Source organism: Persephonella marina EX-H1 (genome assembly GCF_000021565.1).
GTDB classification, from domain to species: domain Bacteria; phylum Aquificota; class Aquificia; order Aquificales; family Hydrogenothermaceae; genus Persephonella; species Persephonella marina.
Genome location: NC_012440.1, coordinates 1,329,723 through 1,346,918, shown reverse-complemented (window position 1 = coordinate 1,346,918; position 17,196 = coordinate 1,329,723). Strand labels below are relative to the sequence as shown.

General features: G+C 38.3%; 17 protein-coding genes. All 17 read right to left on the bottom strand.

Annotated elements, in window-relative coordinates:
* Positions 1-23: 23 nt before the first annotated feature.
* The 17 genes from PERMA_RS07085 to nuoD all read right to left on the bottom strand — a co-directional run bounded on the left by PERMA_RS07085 (position 24) and on the right by nuoD (position 17,181).
* On the bottom strand, positions 24-1,058 hold the full coding sequence (locus PERMA_RS07085; protein ID WP_012676304.1) for a cytochrome-c peroxidase: 1,035 nt from the start codon (positions 1,056-1,058) through the stop codon (positions 24-26).
* 98 nt (positions 1,059-1,156) lie between these two features.
* Entirely contained in the window at positions 1,157-1,396 is a 240-nt protein-coding gene (hfq, locus tag PERMA_RS07080; protein WP_012675392.1) for an RNA chaperone Hfq, read from the bottom strand.
* Positions 1,397-1,413: 17 nt separating this feature from the next.
* Entirely contained in the window at positions 1,414-2,361 is a 948-nt protein-coding gene (locus PERMA_RS07075; RefSeq protein WP_012676231.1) for an ADP-ribosylglycohydrolase family protein, read from the bottom strand.
* 65 nt (positions 2,362-2,426) lie between these two features.
* Positions 2,427-4,166, bottom strand: a complete 1,740-nt coding sequence (lysS, locus tag PERMA_RS07070; RefSeq protein ID WP_012675654.1) for a lysine--tRNA ligase — start codon at positions 4,164-4,166, stop codon at positions 2,427-2,429.
* Between the two features lie 63 nt (positions 4,167-4,229).
* Positions 4,230-5,600 (bottom strand): sigma-54-dependent transcriptional regulator, encoded by a 1,371-nt coding sequence (locus PERMA_RS07065; RefSeq protein WP_012676456.1) that lies wholly within the window; start codon positions 5,598-5,600, stop codon positions 4,230-4,232.
* Positions 5,597-6,754, bottom strand: coding sequence for a sensor histidine kinase (locus tag PERMA_RS07060; protein WP_012675861.1), 1,158 nt, complete (start codon positions 6,752-6,754; stop codon positions 5,597-5,599). Before PERMA_RS07060 ends, PERMA_RS07065 begins: the two co-directional genes overlap by 4 nt.
* An 8-nt stretch (positions 6,755-6,762) precedes the next feature.
* Complete coding sequence (gene rpoZ, locus PERMA_RS07055; RefSeq protein WP_012676743.1) at positions 6,763-6,969, bottom strand: DNA-directed RNA polymerase subunit omega; 207 nt, start codon at positions 6,967-6,969, stop codon at positions 6,763-6,765.
* 39 nt (positions 6,970-7,008) lie between these two features.
* Entirely contained in the window at positions 7,009-7,350 is a 342-nt protein-coding gene (locus PERMA_RS07050) for a VanZ family protein (protein ID WP_012675852.1), read from the bottom strand.
* Complete coding sequence (gmk, locus tag PERMA_RS07045) at positions 7,343-7,942, bottom strand: guanylate kinase (RefSeq protein ID WP_238527219.1); 600 nt, start codon at positions 7,940-7,942, stop codon at positions 7,343-7,345. Before gmk ends, PERMA_RS07050 begins: the two co-directional genes overlap by 8 nt.
* Positions 7,943-7,963: 21 nt before the next feature.
* Positions 7,964-9,433, bottom strand: a complete 1,470-nt coding sequence (locus PERMA_RS07040) for an NADH-quinone oxidoreductase subunit N (RefSeq protein WP_012675641.1) — start codon at positions 9,431-9,433, stop codon at positions 7,964-7,966.
* Between the two features lie 3 nt (positions 9,434-9,436).
* Positions 9,437-10,945, bottom strand: coding sequence for a complex I subunit 4 family protein (locus PERMA_RS07035; protein WP_012676205.1), 1,509 nt, complete (start codon positions 10,943-10,945; stop codon positions 9,437-9,439).
* A gap of 11 nt (positions 10,946-10,956) precedes the next feature.
* On the bottom strand, positions 10,957-12,903 hold the full coding sequence (gene nuoL, locus PERMA_RS07030) for an NADH-quinone oxidoreductase subunit L (RefSeq protein ID WP_012676116.1): 1,947 nt from the start codon (positions 12,901-12,903) through the stop codon (positions 10,957-10,959).
* A 13-nt stretch (positions 12,904-12,916) separates the two neighbouring features.
* On the bottom strand, positions 12,917-13,219 hold the full coding sequence (gene nuoK, locus PERMA_RS07025; RefSeq protein WP_012676795.1) for an NADH-quinone oxidoreductase subunit NuoK: 303 nt from the start codon (positions 13,217-13,219) through the stop codon (positions 12,917-12,919).
* Positions 13,219-13,749 carry an NADH-quinone oxidoreductase subunit J family protein gene (locus PERMA_RS07020; RefSeq protein ID WP_012675817.1) on the bottom strand — a complete coding sequence of 177 codons (531 nt, stop codon included), beginning with the start codon at positions 13,747-13,749 and terminating at the stop codon, positions 13,219-13,221. The genes nuoK and PERMA_RS07020 overlap by 1 nt, the downstream gene beginning before the upstream one ends.
* Positions 13,740-14,342, bottom strand: coding sequence for a NuoI/complex I 23 kDa subunit family protein (locus PERMA_RS07015; protein WP_012676436.1), 603 nt, complete (start codon positions 14,340-14,342; stop codon positions 13,740-13,742). The genes PERMA_RS07020 and PERMA_RS07015 overlap by 10 nt, the downstream gene beginning before the upstream one ends.
* A gap of 1 nt (position 14,343) precedes the next feature.
* Entirely contained in the window at positions 14,344-15,354 is a 1,011-nt protein-coding gene (nuoH, locus tag PERMA_RS07010; protein WP_012675614.1) for an NADH-quinone oxidoreductase subunit NuoH, read from the bottom strand.
* 78 nt (positions 15,355-15,432) lie between these two features.
* A complete protein-coding gene (gene nuoD, locus PERMA_RS07005) occupies positions 15,433-17,181 on the bottom strand; it encodes an NADH dehydrogenase (quinone) subunit D (protein ID WP_012676398.1) in 1,749 nt (582 codons plus the stop codon).
* Positions 17,182-17,196 lie beyond the last annotated feature (15 nt).

Sequence of the window (17,196 nt, the reverse complement as noted above, 5' to 3'; positions counted from 1 at the left end):
AGGTTTAGGAGAGAAAAGAATAATCAGTCAGCTTTGGGCTTTGGGGTGTCCTTGCTTGAGGGAGGTAGTACAGGGACAGTCCTTGCAGACTCAGGAATCTCACCTGTAAGGCTATCAAGGAAAGCAACTATTTTATCTATTTCTTCCTGTGTCAGTTTTATTCCAAGCTGTGTTTCACCCATTATTCTTACAGCTTCCCTTATATCCCACACAGCTCCATCATGGAAGTAAGGGTATGTTTTGGTAATATTTCTGAGGGATGGAACTTTAAATACAAATTTGTCTTCCTCTTTCTTTGTTACCTTAAATCTTCCAAGGTCAGCTGTAGGATAAGGCTTTACAACACCAAACTTTGCAAACATTCCACCACCTACAGCTACACCGTTATGACAGCTTGCACATCCTTTGTCTATGAAAAGTTTAAGACCTTCCTTCTCTTTTTCTGTTAATGCGTTTGTATCTCCTTTCAGGAACTGATCAAATCTTGATGGTGTTACAAGTGTTCTCTCAAATGCAGCTATAGCTTTTGCAACATTGTCGTATGTTAAAGGATCAGGATCGTTTTTAAACACCTTTTTGAACTCCTCAACATAACCTGGGATTGTTTTTAGTTTTAAAACAACAAAATCAGGGTTTGGCATTGCCATCTCAACATGGGCAAGAATAGGACCTTTTGCCTGGTCTTCAAGTGTTTTGGCTCTTCCATCCCAGAACTGTGCTATATGAAAACCTGCATTAAGAACTGTTGGAGAGTTTCTTCCACCTGTTAAAAATCTGTGTCCGAGAGCTGTTTCAACATTATCAACACCAAATGTTGCAAGGTTGTGACATGTGTTACAGCTTATAACTCCGCTGAGCGACAGTCTTGGATCGTAGTAAAGTTTTTTACCAAGCTCTACCTTCTCAGGTGTTGTGGGGTTTGTTTTAGGGGCAGGTATCTCAGCTGGTAATGGCTTAAAAAGCTCTCTCGCCTTTTCAAGTAATGCTGTATCTGATGCAAATACTGTCGACGAAACCACAGCAACAGCACCAAACATTAATGATACTTTTTTAAACATTTTTTTCCTCCTTTAAGGTTGTTTTATTATTTTTATTGATAACTATTACTAATAATATAACAGCAGAAAATCCCCCAGTCAAATGATTTTTATCAGATTTACTGCTGTTCTTCTTCTAACTCAAACTCTATTTCTCTTTTAGGAATGACTGTTGTTATTGCATGTTTATATACTAAAACCTGTCTTGGTCCCTCTTTTAAAAGAATTGTGAAAGGATCAAAGTACCTTATCTTTCCTTCCAGCTTAACACCGTTCACAAGATACACATTAACCCTTACCTTTTCCTTTCTTATAGCGTTCAAAAACTGTTCCTGCAACCTTCCCTTCTTCTTTGCCATCTAACGCTATCCCTCCTCTAATGTTGTGCTACTGTGTACAGCTTATCTGCAAGTTTAACAATCTCTCTATAGTTTTTCAATGATACCTTCCATCTAGATGGGATACTTTCCTCAGAGTTATAAGCACCTGCAAAAGCACCTGCTATAAGTCCTATTGAATCAGTATCTCCACCGTAATTACCGTAAGAGTTTACAGCATGTATTATAACATTCTCCGTATTTTCTGGGGTTTTCAGGAATATGAATAATGCCTGCGAAAGAGCCTCTAAAGCATAGGAACCATTACCAAGTTCATTAACAGCCTCTTCATAGGAAGCATCCCTTTTTATGAGAGCCTCAACCCTGTCAAGATAAAACTTTGTCTCATCTTTCTGGACAAATGTTTTTAAAAGTTTTATAAAGTAAGGATACTCATCCTCAAGGTAAAACTTTCCCTGTAAAAGCTCACCAATAGCAACAGCTATAACTGATGCAGCATCTATAACGATCTCATTTCTGTGTGTCAGCATAACAACAGCCTTTGTTCCCTCCACAGCAAGTACAGGATTTGTGTAATGGTACATACCAAGTGGGATTGCCGGCAGAGCCCCTTCAATTGAGCTTCCACCTCTCTCTATCTCCCTTCCATTTTTAAGAGCATCAATAGCAAGAAGAAAGTAGGGATCTACATAGCTGTGCAGTTCTTCTTTCTCCTCCCACTGTATATATCTCTCTATAATATCCTTTATATCAAGGATCTTCTTCTCAGATAGTGACTGGGCAACTATCTTAACTATCTCAAACTCGCTTGATGTCTCTCCTGCCTTTAGATAAGAAGCTGGAGATGCTGGATGTGGCTCACATATATTTGTTATCTTATCTCCATAATGTAGTATAACCTCATCAAAAGGGATCTCCTCAACACACATTCCCATTGAATCACCAACGGCAGCACCAACAAGTGCACCTCTAAACCTATTTTTCAATTAAATCTTTCCTCCGACAGTTATATAAGATTAAATATAGAAAAGTTTAAAATCCTTGTCATAAATCAATCTTTCTCAGGTCTTAATGTTGGGAATAGTATAACTTCCCTTATTGATGGGCTGTCTGTTAGCATCATAACAAGTCTATCTATCCCTATACCCTCACCTCCTGTTGGAGGAAGACCGTACTCAAGGGCTGTAAGGAAGTTCTCATCAATATCCATAGCTTCTTCATCACCTGCGGCCTTTTCTTTGAGCTGCTGTAAGAACCTTTCCCTCTGATCCTCAGGATCGTTAAGCTCGGTATAGGCGTTTGCTATCTCCTGCTTGTTAACAATAAGCTCAAACCTCTCAACAAGATCAGGATCATCCCTGTGTGTTTTTGCAAGAGGTGAGAGTATCTTTGGAAAATCTATAACAAATGTAGGCTGAACAAGGTCTTCTTCTATAAAATGTTCAAATAGTTTGTCCAGTATCTTCAGATGTGTTAATGTTTCAGCTTTAGGTATCCCCACCTCTTTTGCAAACTCTCTCGCCTTTCCTTCATCAAGGAAAAACTCCTTATCTTTACCTGTCTTCTCCTTCAGTGCATCAAAAAATCTAAGTCTTCTGAACGGCTTTGAAAAATCAAGCTCCTGACCTTCCCAGGTTATCTTCAGCTTTCCTACTGTGTCCATAAGTATCTTTCTCATAAGTCTCTCAGTAAGATCCATAAGATCGTTGTAGTCCATGTAGGCAGCGTAAAACTCAACCATTGTAAACTCAGGATTGTGTGTTGTGTCTATACCCTCATTTCTGAAGTTTCTCCCGAGCTCGTAAACCCTGTTAAATCCTCCAACTATAAGCATCTTGAGATAAAGTTCAGGGGCTATTCTCAGGTACATATCAATATCAAGTGCGTTGTGGTGTGTTATAAAAGGTCTTGCCATAGCACCTGATGCAACAGACTGGAGTATTGGAGTCTCAACCTCCATAAAACCTTCACTCTCAAGGAACTCTCTCAAACTTTTTATAGCTTTATACCTTATCTTGAATATCTCCCTAGCCTTTGGATTTGCTATAAGATCAACATACCTTCTTCTGTATCTCAGTTCCACATCCTTCAGTCCATGCCATTTCTCAGGTAAAGCCCTTAATGATTTTGTTAAGAGCTTAAAATCCTTAACCTCAACAGTTAACTCACCTGTCATAGTTCTGAAAAGCTCTCCTTCAACACCAACAATATCTCCTATATCAAGTATCTCCATAGCCTCGTTGTACTTTTCATCACCAAGTGTGTCCCTTCTGAAGTATATCTGGATCTTACCGTCAGCATCCTGAATATGACCGAACGCTGCCTTCCCCTGATCCCTGAAAGATACGATCCTTCCAGCTACGCTGACCTTCTCCCTTCCAGGATCAAGATCGTAAACCCTTTTAACCTCACTTACAGCTGTTCCCTCTTCTCCTTCAAGAACCTCTTCAGCCACAAGTGTTAACTTCCCATCTATACGATCTAGATATCCCTTAAAGGAGCATACAGTGTTTGGAGATACTTTTCCCTTATCTATCGGAAAGATAACCTGTATCTCCACAGGCTCAGTCAGATCAGCAAATCTTATGATATATCTGTCTTCCCTTTTAGATACCCTTTTTATCCTTCCTTTAAGGATATACTCTTTATCCCTCTCAACAGGAAGTTCATACTTTTTTCTTATCTGATCAAGTTTTGCTGTCACACTGAATTTATGTGGATATGGGTTTATCCCTTTCTCTTTTAATCTTTTTACAAGATCCCTTCTGCTCTCAATTATCTCTTCAGACATTCTTGCCTCCAGATAAGAAATTTTGTGAAATAATTATTATATATCAATAATATTGAGAATTTCTCAGCTTTCGGAGTCTTCTCTGTACTTTGAAAGCCTATACCTGAACTCCCTGAATGTAAGTCTGAGTATATCAGCAGCTTTTGATTTTTTACCTTCAGCCTTTTCAAGAGCTTTAAATATTAAAGCCTTCTCTATCCTTGAAAGAACCTCTTTCAGATCAACCCCCTCTTCTGGAAATGATTTAACTGTAAACTCATCCTCGGGGTTGTCTATATAAAGAGAGTTGAACTTTTCAGGAAATGCAGGTATGAAGTTCAGCTCTTCCCCATCAGAAAGGATAACAGCCTTCTCAAGAAGATTTTTAAGCTCTCTTATATTTCCTTTATAATCGTAGGAGATAAGATATTTCATAAAATCAGGTGATATCCTTTTTATATTCTTGTTGTACTTCATCTTTATCTCTTTAAGTATCTGCTCAACAAGTAAAGGTATATCCTCTTTTCTCTCCCTTAAAGAGGGCATCTTTATTATTATTGTTGCAAGTCTGTAGTAAAGATCCTCCCTGAAATTACCTTTTTTTATCTCCTCCTCTAGATTTCTGTTTGTTGCTGATATTATTCTCACATCAACCTTTATCTCCTTTGTTGAACCCAGAGGCCTTATAATCTGCTCCTCAAGAAATCTTAGAAGCTTTGCCTGAAGGGGCATAGGCATCTCCCCTATCTCATCAAGAAATAATGTTCCGCCGTTAGCCTCCTCTATAAGACCTTTCTTATCCGATACAGCACCTGTGAATGCACCTTTTTTGTAACCGAAAAGCTCAGACTCAAGAAGTTCAGCCGGAAGGGAAGCACAGTTTATAGCAACGAAAGGTTTATTTTTTCTACTGCTGAGTCTGTGTATCATCTTTGCTGCGACCTCTTTCCCTGTTCCGCTTTCCCCTACGATAAGAACGTTTATATCGTAAGGTGCTATCTTTTTTATAGTATCCTTAACATTCTGTATAGCCTGAGACTTTCCTGCCAGACCCTCTAACCTCTCCTCTTCCTCAACACATATCCTTCTTTCAAGATCTATCTTCTCCTTAACATTTCTTATTATCAGCCTCAGATCGTTAATATTGAAAGGCTTTGATATATAGTCATAAGCACCTAACTTTATAGCCTCAACAGCTGTTTCAGATGAAGCAAAAGCTGTTATTATAACAACCTCAGTTTTTGGGTTTTTCTCCTTAATCTGTTTAAGGATATCAATACCTGATCCGTCAGGAAGCCTGAGATCAAGAAGAGCCAGATCGTAGTACTTTTCCTGAATAAAAGATCTCGCCTCACTGTAAGTTGAGGCTATATCTGACTCTATACCGTACTCACTTAAAAGAATACTCAGAAGCTCTGAGATATTTTTCTCATCATCAACAACTATAGCTCTCATCTTTCCCTCACCAATGGTATCTGTATAAGAAATTTTGCCCCTCCAAGATCACTTTCCTCAACGGTAATATTACCACCATTCTCAACAAAAACCCTCTTAGCTATAGCAAGTCCAAGACCTGTCCCTGATTTTCTTTTTGTGTAAAAAGGCTCAAATATCTTCTCCCTGTCTTCCTCCTTAATACCTTCCCCATCATCCTCTATCTCAATAATAAGATTGCCATCCTTTTCGTAAGCCTTTAATATAACAGTACTTTTTGCCCACTCAATAGCATTCTTTATTATATTTGATATTCCTGAATGTAGCTCCCTCTCATCAATGTATATAACAGGATTTCCATAAACCCTGAGCTCTATCTTTTTGTCTTCACTTCCATAAAGACTTACAAGCTGTTTCAAAAACTCTCTTATATTTATTGATCTTTCCTGTATCTCCCTCGGCTTTGATAAAAGCAGAAACTCCTTTAAAAGCTGATCAAGCCTTTCAGACTCTTTTTTTATCATACCGAGAAGTCTTTCATTAATATTTCCCTCACTTAAAAGCTGTGCAGCACCATGTATTGAAGCAAGGGGATTCCTTATCTCATGTGCAAGCTCAGCCCCGATCCTGTAAAGCTTTTTGTAAAGTTCAGCCTGCTGTTTCTCCCTCTCAAGAGACCTTATATACTCCTCCTGAAACTGTATCTTCTCTCTAACCTTTGTCCCCGCATAAACTATGATCCCAAAAGCTGATCCATTCAGAAGAAGATTTATAAGACCTGCATCCTTAAAATTCCAGTTAAGGAAAAAGAGTAAACCGTAAATAAGCAGTGCTAGAAATCCTATAAAATAAGCATAAAAAGGCTTCAGAATAAAACCTGCGAAGAAAAGAACTATAAGGTAAAGAACCGAAAAGTATTTCATAGCATTGAAATCTGTAAATATCAGTGCTGAAAGAAATGTAACATCTAGGAGAAAGTCAAGAAAGTTAATCCTTTTTATATAAAGTGAGAAAAAGGCTGTCAGTGTGTATGAAAAAAGTATTACAGCAGCGTAAGGAAATGTATCATAGTTTGATCTGAATGTTCCTGCAAAAACTGAGAATGCGAATAAAAGTGCAAAGGAGAAGAAAAACCTTCCTAATTTGTAATTAAAAAATATCTTTTCTAAATACACATATACTACTACTCCTTCCTGAGTATAACGGCTCTTCCTTTTGCTATCTCATTTATTGATATTACAGTCTTCTTTAAAGGGATTCCCTCTTCAGTTACGTAGCTCTCCGCTCCAGTTTCATACAGATCCTTGGCAAGTTTTGCTGCGGCGTGAACAAGCTCATACCTGTTGTTAACCCTTTTTAATGCCTGTTCTATCAAAGGTCTTTTATTCAATTACAGAACCTCCTCACATAGTATGAATAGAATAATATATCACTCTTTGTTTTTTAATTCCAGATAAACAAACTCAAATAAAAAGTAACTGAAAAGTCCACAGAGAACTCCAAAGGTGTCAGCAACAAAATCTCCGTACTCACCAGATCTGTAAGGAAGGAAGTACTGAACAGTCTCTATAAAAAAGCCGTAAAAAGATCCATAGAAGAAAGTACTCCAGTATCCTGTGTTCAATGAAAATCTCATTAAAACGGCAAGAATAAAATAAGCTAAAAAATGTGTAAGTTTGTCATCTGCTGGTAACTCTTTAACAGGATATACAGAGGCTAAAAATATAGAAAGGAGATAAAGATAAAAAAGTATCTTTGAGATCCTATCCATCTTTCATTAATTCCCTTAATCTGCTGTCAAGTATTTTATTCAGATCAAACCTTGATGTTTTATATCTGTTTGAGAGAATTATATGTTTTACAGCCTCTTTGGCTTCTAAAAGTATATCATTTATAACTATATAATCGTACTCCTTCCATGCTGGAAACTCCTTCATAGCTGTCTGAAGTCTTCTTTGTATCTCCTGGTCACTATCTCCCCTTCTTCTCATCCTGTTTACAAGCTCATCTATTGAAGGGGGTATCATAAATATCGTTATAACATTATCCATATTTGATTTTATCTGCCTCATCCCCTGAACATCTATAACAAGAAGAACATCATTACCATTGTCTATCTGTGAAAAAACCTGATCCTTAGGTGTTCCGTAATAATTCCCGTGAACCACAGCATACTCTAAAAACTCTCCTTTTTTTATCTTTTCTTCAAACTGTTCTTTTGTCAGGAATATATAATCAATACCGTTTTTTTCTCCGGGACGGGGTTTTCTTGTTGTGCATGTGACTATCTTTTTCAGGTTAGGTATCTCTTTTAAAAGAAGATTAGAAAGGGTTGTTTTGCCCCCTCCAGCCGGAGAAGACAAAACATAGACCTCCCCTCTCATTTATCTACCAATACCTGCTATAAGTAATGAGCTTAATGTTGTTGATATTCCCCAGAAAACTGTAGGATATATTCCGAGTATAAGAACAAAAACAGCCATAAATGCCACAGTAAACATCTCTGTCATAGCAAAGTTAAGTCTTGCCTTTGATACAGGTTCATACATGTACATGTATATAACAACCCTCAGATAGTAACCTGCAGACACTATACTCATAACAACAAGTGTAACAGCAAGCCACCATATATCTGAACCGATAAGAGCGAGGAACACTCCTAACTTACCCATAAATCCCACTGTAGGCGGTATACCAAGCATTGAGAACATAAATATAAGCATAAAGAGAGCCATCATAGGACTTCTTTTAGCGAGTCCTTTAAAATCATCTATATGGTTAGACCAGTTGTGGTTCTTCTCTAAAGCAGAGAGGAGTATAAATCCACCTATTCCCATGAATATGTATATCAGAGAGTAAAAGATAAGTGCTGAAAATCCCATTCCTGTAGGAGCAGCGATAGCAGCAAGGATATAACCTGTGTGTGCAACTGATGAGTAAGCAAGCATCCTTTTAACATTTTCCTGTCTCAGAGCTATGATATTACCTATTATCATTGAAGCTGCTGCAAGTATAGCCCATGCAAAGCTCCACTCCTTTGATATAAATGGGAAAGCCTCAACCATAACCCTCAGTATAACAGCAAATGTTGCTATCTTGGCAGCAACCGCCATAAAAGCTGTTATAGGTGTTGGAGCTCCTTCGTAAGCGTCAGGTGTCCAGAAATGGAAAGGAACAGCAGCAGCCTTAAGAGCAAGACCTATTATAAGAAGAATTAAAGCTCCTGAAATTCCAACATCAATATTGTTACTGTTTATAAGTGATGCTATTGTATAGAAATCAAATGATCCTGTTCTTCCGTATATGAGAGCTATAGCATAACTTATTATAGCCGTCCCCATACCACCCATTATCAGATACTTAAATGCACCTTCCTTTGATCTGTAATCCTTTCTGAATGTACCTGCAAGTATGTATATGGAAACAGCAGAAAGCTCAAGTCCTATATAGAATGTTACAAGGTTTGGTGAAGAGACCATTATCATCATACCTATAAGGGCAAAAAGAATAATATAGTAGTACTCACCGTAGTATGATTTTTTAGAATCAAGATAAGGTTTCAGATTTATAACAACAAAAAGTGTTGTAAGTATCAGGAAAAGTTTGAATATAAGTGAGAACATATCAACAACATAAAGTCCGTAAAATGTAACATCTCCCTTCTTTATTAAAAATACAGAAGCTGCAGCTAAGATAAGACCTGTAACTGTTATTGCTGATATAACAACCCTGCTTCTTATCAGCAGTTCAACAACGAGTAGTATAAAAGCTGTTATAAGTATGATAATCTCCGGAAGTATAACTCCAAAGTTAGGAACACCAATTCCTGAAACTAATTGCTGTAATATTGACATCCCTTAGCCTCCTATTATCTTTGAGAGAATAGCTGCAGAAGTAGTTTCTATTAATTTTATCCACCATGCAGGGTATATACCGAGAACAAACATCATTATCACAAGGGGAACAAAAGATGCAAGCTCAAAACTGTTCATATCTTTGAGTTTCTCCCATCTATGTATCTTCTCAGGTGTTAAAAGGCTCTCCTTAAACATAGATTTATGGTAAAGCCAGAGTGTGTAACCGGCACCAACAATCAGACTGAGACCAGCTAAAACGGCTGTTAACACACTTGCCTTGAATGTTCCAACCAGTGATAGAAACTCACCAACGAATCCTGAAAGACCTGGCAGTCCTGCTGATGCCATAGCTGATATCATAAAAAGTGTTGCGAAGACAGGCATAAACTTGGCAAGACCTCCAAGATCTTTAAGTTCGTAAGAATGAACCCTGTCGTATATATAACCTGCCGCAAGGAATAATGCAGCTGATGTAAACCCGTGTGAGATCATAGTTATTATCGCACCGTTCATACCTTCCATATTAAGTGCAAACGTACCGATTGTAACAAACCCCATATGGGAGACAGATGAGTAAGCTATTATTCTCTTTATATGAGTCTGTGATAATGCCATCATAGCTGTGTATATAATAGCTATAACACCAAGTGTGAACATTACGGGAACAAAGTATTTTGAAGCCTCAGGGAACCATGGTAGAGAGAATCTTACAAAACCGTAAGTTCCCATCTTAAGCAATACCGCTGCAAGTATAACAGAACCTGCCGTTGGAGCCTGAACGTGAGCAGCTGGAAGCCACGTATGGAAAGGCCACATAGGAACCTTGATAGCAAAACCAAGTGCAAGTAAGAGGAAGAATATTATCTCAAGATTAAACGGAAGGTTAAGGTTTACAAGATCAAAATAGCTTGTTGAAAGCACATCCTTATTGAAATACTGGTATATGTACATTCCTATAACACCGATAAGAAGGAAAAGGGAACCGAAGAATGTATAAATAAAGAACTTTGTAGCTGCGTATATTCTCTCAGCATATCCCCATATACCTATAATGAGGAACATAGGAATGAGCATCGCTTCCCAGAATATATAAAACCATACAAGATCCCATGAAACAAAAACACCTATACAGGCAGCTTCAAGTATAAGAAATGATATGAAGTACTCCTTTATCCTTTTCTGTATATTTGTACTCCAGATGAAAGACACGAGGAAAGCAAGAGCTGTCAGCCATACCATTGTTAAACTGAGAGCATCCACACCAACCTCATAACTTACACCAAGCTGTGGTATCCATGTATACTTCTCATAAAACTGGATCTTATATGAGCTGTAATCGTATGCAAAAAGCATAAATGTTGAGATCAGAAAAACTATAGCTGATGTTATTATACTTACAGGTTTTGCAAGCTCTTCTTTCAACACAAACAGCAGTGCTGCCGCAACTACAGGAATCACTATACTTAAAGTAATCAGCGGAAATCCAGCCGATACAAACTCTACATTCATTCTACAGCCCCCTACTTAAAGAGTAAGAATATTCCAAGGAATATCATTATTCCTACAGCCATCTGCATCACATATGCACTTATCCTTCCAGTCTGTATAAGTCTCACACCACCACCTGTTGCGAGAGAGACCTTTCCAGTTCCATCAACGATTCCATCAATTATGAACTTATCACCTATCCACCAGAGTATCTTTGAGAATCTGTAGTAACCGTAAACGAATATCGCATAGTATATGAAATCAAAGTACCATCTGTTGTAAAGAAGCAGGTATAGAGGTTTGAAATCCCTTGCAACCTTTGAAGGACTGATAAGTCTGATCTGATACATAACCCAGGCGAAGAATATACCACCAATTGCTGTAAACAGCAGAAGAAGTCCTAAAGGTGAGGATAGTGAGTGTGTCATAAAATGCCATGCATCTTCAGCCATATGAACATGGTGAGCCCTTGAAAGACCTTCTTCAACAAAGATTCTCACATCTTCTTTTAAAAATGTCATATGTTGTGGATCAAGTGAAGGTTTGAGGAAGTTTCCAAAGAAATCCTTGAAAAATCCAAGGAAAACAGCACCTGTTGCAAGAACAACAAGTGGAACAGTCATAGTCCACGGAGACTCTTTAACATGTTCCTTTATATGAGGATCAAGTCTGTCCCCATTCTCAAATGCAAGGAAGTAAAGTCTGAATATATAAAATGCCGTTAAAGCTGCACCAAACCAGAGGAAGAACCATGCAAGCTTTGATATCTCGTATGCACCTTCAATAATAGGATCCTTTGAGAAGAAACCTGCAAAAGGTGGTATCCCTGCAAGTGCAAGAGCACCTATAAGGAATGTAACAGCCGTTATAGGCATATACTTTCTTAGCTGTCCCATCTTCTGGACATTAAGTATATGGTGAATACCTATTAAAACACTACCTGCTGCAAGGAATAGGAGAGCTTTAAAAACAGCGTGGGAAGCAAGATGGAACATCCCTTCACTGAAAAGACCTAAACCTTCAGCAGCAAACATATATCCAAGCTGTGACATCGTTGAGTAAGCGATAATTCTCTTAATATCGTTCTGAACAAGTCCCATAGTTGCAGCTATAAACGCTGATGCAACCCCAACAAAAAGAACTGTATCAAGTGCTATATCAGAAGCGGAGAATATAGGCATAAGTCTTGATACCATATACACACCTGCTGCAACCATTGTAGCAGCGTGGATCAAAGCTGAAACAGGTGTTGGACCTTCCATAGCGTTAGGCAACCATATATGGAGCCCTATCTGAGCTGATTTACCAACAGCACCACCGAAAAGTAGAAGTGCTATTATCGTTATGGTCCAGTACCCAACCTCAGGTAACTGGTTGAAGATATCTATATAATCAAGTGTTCCAAATGTTACAAATGCAAGTATAAGACCTGTTAAGAACAGCCAGTCACCAACCCTGTTTGTTATAAATGACTCAAAGGCAGCATCTGCCGCTGAGTTTTTGTGGTGGTAAAAACCGATAAGGAGGTATGAAGCAAGACCAACACCTTCCCATCCAAAGAAGAGCTGAACAAGGTTATCTGAAAGTGTTAACATCAGCATGAAAAATACGAATAAAGATAGATAAGCAAAGAACCTTGGGTATGAAGGCTCATTTCTCATATAACCTACAGCGAAAAGGAATATAAATGTTGATATCACCGTCACGACACATGTCATTAACGCAGAAAGAGGATCCCAGAGAATACTTACGGAGATCTCATAATCCCCCAGTGGCATCCATGTAAAAAGTTTCAAAACATGGTGTTCACCTGTTGAGGCAACATTAATAAAACCTATAACAGAGACAACAGCAGATAAAGCAACGGCCCCAACAGCTATAATACCGGCTAAAGGTTCTCTGAAAAACTTATATCCAAAAAGACCAAGTATTATAAATGCTATCAGTGGAGAAAAAGGTATAATCCATAAATACTCCATCTCGCTCCTCTTCCTATAGTTTTAGTTCTGTGAGTGTGTTAACATCAACATCTTTTCTAAGTCTGTAAATAGCCATAATAAGACCAAGACCAACAGCAGCTTCGGCTGCAGCTATTGTAAGAATGAAGAAAACAAAAACCTGACCTGAAACATCGTAAAGTTTCATATCAAAGGCAACGAAGGCAATATTTACAGCGTTAAGCATAAGCTCTGTGGATAAAAGCATAGCTATAAGATTTTTCCTGATTATGATACCTATAAGCCCGAGAACCATTAGAAGACCACTTAAAACAACATAATACTCGTAAGGAACCATTACCCTTCAGCCTCCTCATCTATTACATGATCTTTTCTACCTATAAGGATTGCCCCTATCATAGCAACAAGGAGAATAAGTGACGCAACCTCAAATGGGAAGAGATACTTTGTGAAAAGCATTGTTGCAACAGCCTTAACATTACCTACCTCATTAACAACCTCAGGTGTGAAAATACCTTTATTAGCTTCCCATGCTCCGTAAAGGGATACATAGGCAAGCTCAATAAATATGAGAAATCCAACAGGAATAGACGTGAGCATATACTTTGGATCTACAGATCTTCCCTTAAACTCCGGGACTGTTGATATAACAAGAACATAAAATACAACAATGGCAACGGCATATATGAGTATCTGCAGACCTCCTATAAGCTCTGCTCCCATTGTGAAGAAGAGACCTGAAACCATTATTAATGTTGATATGAGAGAGAGAACCGCATAGATAATGTTCTTAAAAAATACAACACCTACAGCTGATAAAATAGCAAGTGTTGAAAAGGTATAAAAAGCTACCGTGTTTAACTCCATTTAATCTGCCCCCATAACTTAGATCTTTGATCGTCATCTATCCAGATTCTATCAGGTTCATCATACCTTCTTCTATCAAAATCAATACCTCTTTTCGCCATATCATCTATATGTAAAACACAGGAAGCCCTGTGGTAAGATGCTGTCTCATATATGTCAGTCATGATAAGACAGTCAACGGGACATGCTTCCGTACAGAGCCCACAGTACATGCAGTTTAAAAGGTTCATATCAAATCTTACAACCTTCTTTCTTCCGTCTGGAAGCTGGACAGCCTCTATGTTAAATAGAAATGGAACAGGACATGCCTGCATACACATATAGCACGCAACACATCTGCTCTCACCGGTATCTATATCCATAAATTTCTCAATAACCTTAAAAGATGGTGGTTCCTTTCCATTTTTAACTCTGTGGGCGTGTGTTCCTCTGAATCTTTTTGGAGGAGTTAATTTTTCAAAAGGAAATGCTGTTGTAACAGTCTTCCTCAAAAGATTTCTGAATGTTACTCTCATACCCTTTATAAAATCAACAAAAAATATCCTTTCCCTATTTGTAAGCTCAGGTCTTTCCACGTACTTTATCTTTACCATCCTATCCTATGAAGATTATCCAGAGTGCTACAACAAGTATATTTGCAAGAGCTAAAGGAAGCATAACCTTCCATGCAAGCTCTGTTATCTGATCAACCCTGTATCTTGGCAGTGTCCAGTGAACCCAGAGGAAGAACATAAACAGAAGGAATACTTTTATAAAGAACCAGATAATATCAGGTATTGGAAGCCATCCCATTAAAGGTAAAGGCTGCCATCCACCAAAGAAGAGTATAACAGCAATAGCACTAAGTACAAATGTTGCTATATACCACTCGGCAAGAGGGAAAAGACCAAACTTCATTCCTGTGTACTCAGTAACATAACCACCAACAAGTTCAGCTTCAGCCTCCTGAACATCAAAAGGTGTTCTTCCAGTTTCAGCAAGTATCGCGAATATGATTACAACAAAAGCGAGTATATTTGGGATTATAAACCACATACCGGACTGGGCTTCAACGATCTCCCTTAATGAAAAACTTCCAGCCTGCATAATAGGACCAACCATAGCAAAACCGAGTGCAACCTCATAACCTATAAGAACAGCAGCTTTCCTGAGACCCCCTATCATAGGGTATTTTGAGTTAGAAGCCCATCCTGCAAATATAACACCGTATATTGATAAACTACCAAATGCGAGTGCTAATAAGATAGCTATATTCAAATCTGTAACATAAGGTTTGATCTCAAGTCCAAAAATTGTAAAAGGCTCTCCAAAAGGAACAACTGCAAGTATCATTATTGCAGGTACAAATGCAAGAAGAGATGCCATATAGAAAAGAACCTTATCAACACTATCAGGAACAAGATCCTCCTTTGTAAGAACCTTTAAAGCATCAGCTATAGGCTGTAGAAAACCGTGTGGCCCAACATGAAGTGGACCTGGTCTCTGTTGGACATGACCTGCAAATTTTCTTTCAAGTAATGTTAGATAAGCTGCAGCGAGGAACATAACGATTATAAATATCAGAGATTTCACAGTAACGCCGATAACCGTCCCGAGTAGTTCCATCCTAACCTCGTCATTACTAATTTATTTAAAACATCTTAACATATCTCAATTAAAAATCAAACAGTGTTTGTTTTACAATTATCTGTCGGTCTCTCCAACAACTGGATCAAGGCTCCCAAGTAAAGCAACAGCATCAGCAACAGTTCTTCCTTTTATAAGTTCAGGGAATATCTGGAGATTATAGAAAGCACCTGATCTTATCTTTATCCTGTAAGGTTTTCCATCCCCTTTGCTCACAATATAAAATCCAAGCTCTCCCCTTGGATTTTCACCTGACATATATATCTCACCTTCAGGTGCCTGTTCTCCATAAATCCTGAGGTTAAAATCCTTGACCATAGACTCAATAGAGTTAAAGACCTCATCAAGTGTTGGAAGAACATAGGGGTTTTCCGTTGATATATGCTTATCATCTTTAAGTTTTTCTATCTTTTCAACACACTGCTCTATTATTCTAAGGCTCTGCCTCATCTCCTCCATTCTTATCAGATACCTGTCATAACAGTCACCGACCCTTCCAAGTGGAATATCAAAATCAACCTTATCATAAGCATCTGTAGGCTGTAACATTCTTATATCGTAAGGAACACCTGCAGACCTTGCCACAACACCTGTAAGTCCGTACTGGTAAACCTGTTCTTTATTGACAATACCTATATTAAGATTTCTCCTGAGCCATATCCTGTTTTTCGTGAGTATAGTTTCATACTCATCAAGTTTTTCAGGAAAGTCCTGAAGAAAATGTTTTATAACATCTAAAGCACCTTCGGGCAGATCCTTAGACAGACCTCCTATCCTTATGTAAGTAGAGTTTAGCCTTATACCGGCAATTCCCTCTATTATGTCCATAATTTTTTCCCTTTCCCTGAAGGCATACAGAAATATCGTAAGAGCTCCAAGATCAAGTGCGTATGTCCCAAGCCAGAGGAGATGAGAGTTTATCCTCTGTAGCTCACACATCATAGTTCTTATCCATTTCGCCTTTTCAGGAGGTTCAACACCTAAAAGCTTTTCAACGGTATTTACATATGCCACCTGACTGCACAGAGCTGATATGTAATCCATTCTGTCTGTGTATGGGATTATCTGTGTATAGGTCAGATCCTCTGCAAGCTTCTCAATTCCCCTGTGGAGCTGTCCAAGTATGATCTCACAGTTCTTTATAGTCTCCCCTTCCATATCAAAAAGAAACCATATAGTTCCGTGAGTTCCGGGATGTAGAGGACCCCAGTTAAGAACTATCTGTGACCGCTTTTCCATCCTGCTTTTCTGTGTTTTCTCAAGCTCTTCCATAGTTGGAACATATGTATGGTAGGGACTGTAGTTGTGAGCAGGTATCTCCTCAGGTCTAAGATTTAGAGATGGGAGATAGACCTCCTGTATACCTTCTTTCGGGAAGTCCTTTCTTAAAGGATGGTATTTATAACCTTCCCACAGAAACATTCTGACAAGATTGTTATGCCCTTCAAACTTTATACCAAAAAGATCATAAACCTCTCTTTCAGCCCATTTAGCACCTTTCCAGAGAGATATAACAGACGGAACCGAATCATTTTCAGCCCAGCATTTTACAGCTATCCTTTTCTTCTTATCAGGTGAGAAAAGTATATAAACGCAGAGAAATCTTGGTTCCTGCGGGTAGTAATCAACAGCTGTAAGATCAATAAACATCTTATAGCCTAAGTCTTCCTTTAAAAATCCAAGAGCATTTAAAAGATCTTCTTTTTTAACCGTGATTGAGGTAAAGTTTTCTGTCTTTTCTATCTGAATATCAGAAAATTTCCCCTCAAGAAGTTTAAGCTCTTCCAAATCAGCCCATAAATGCAAAATAATACCCCTTAA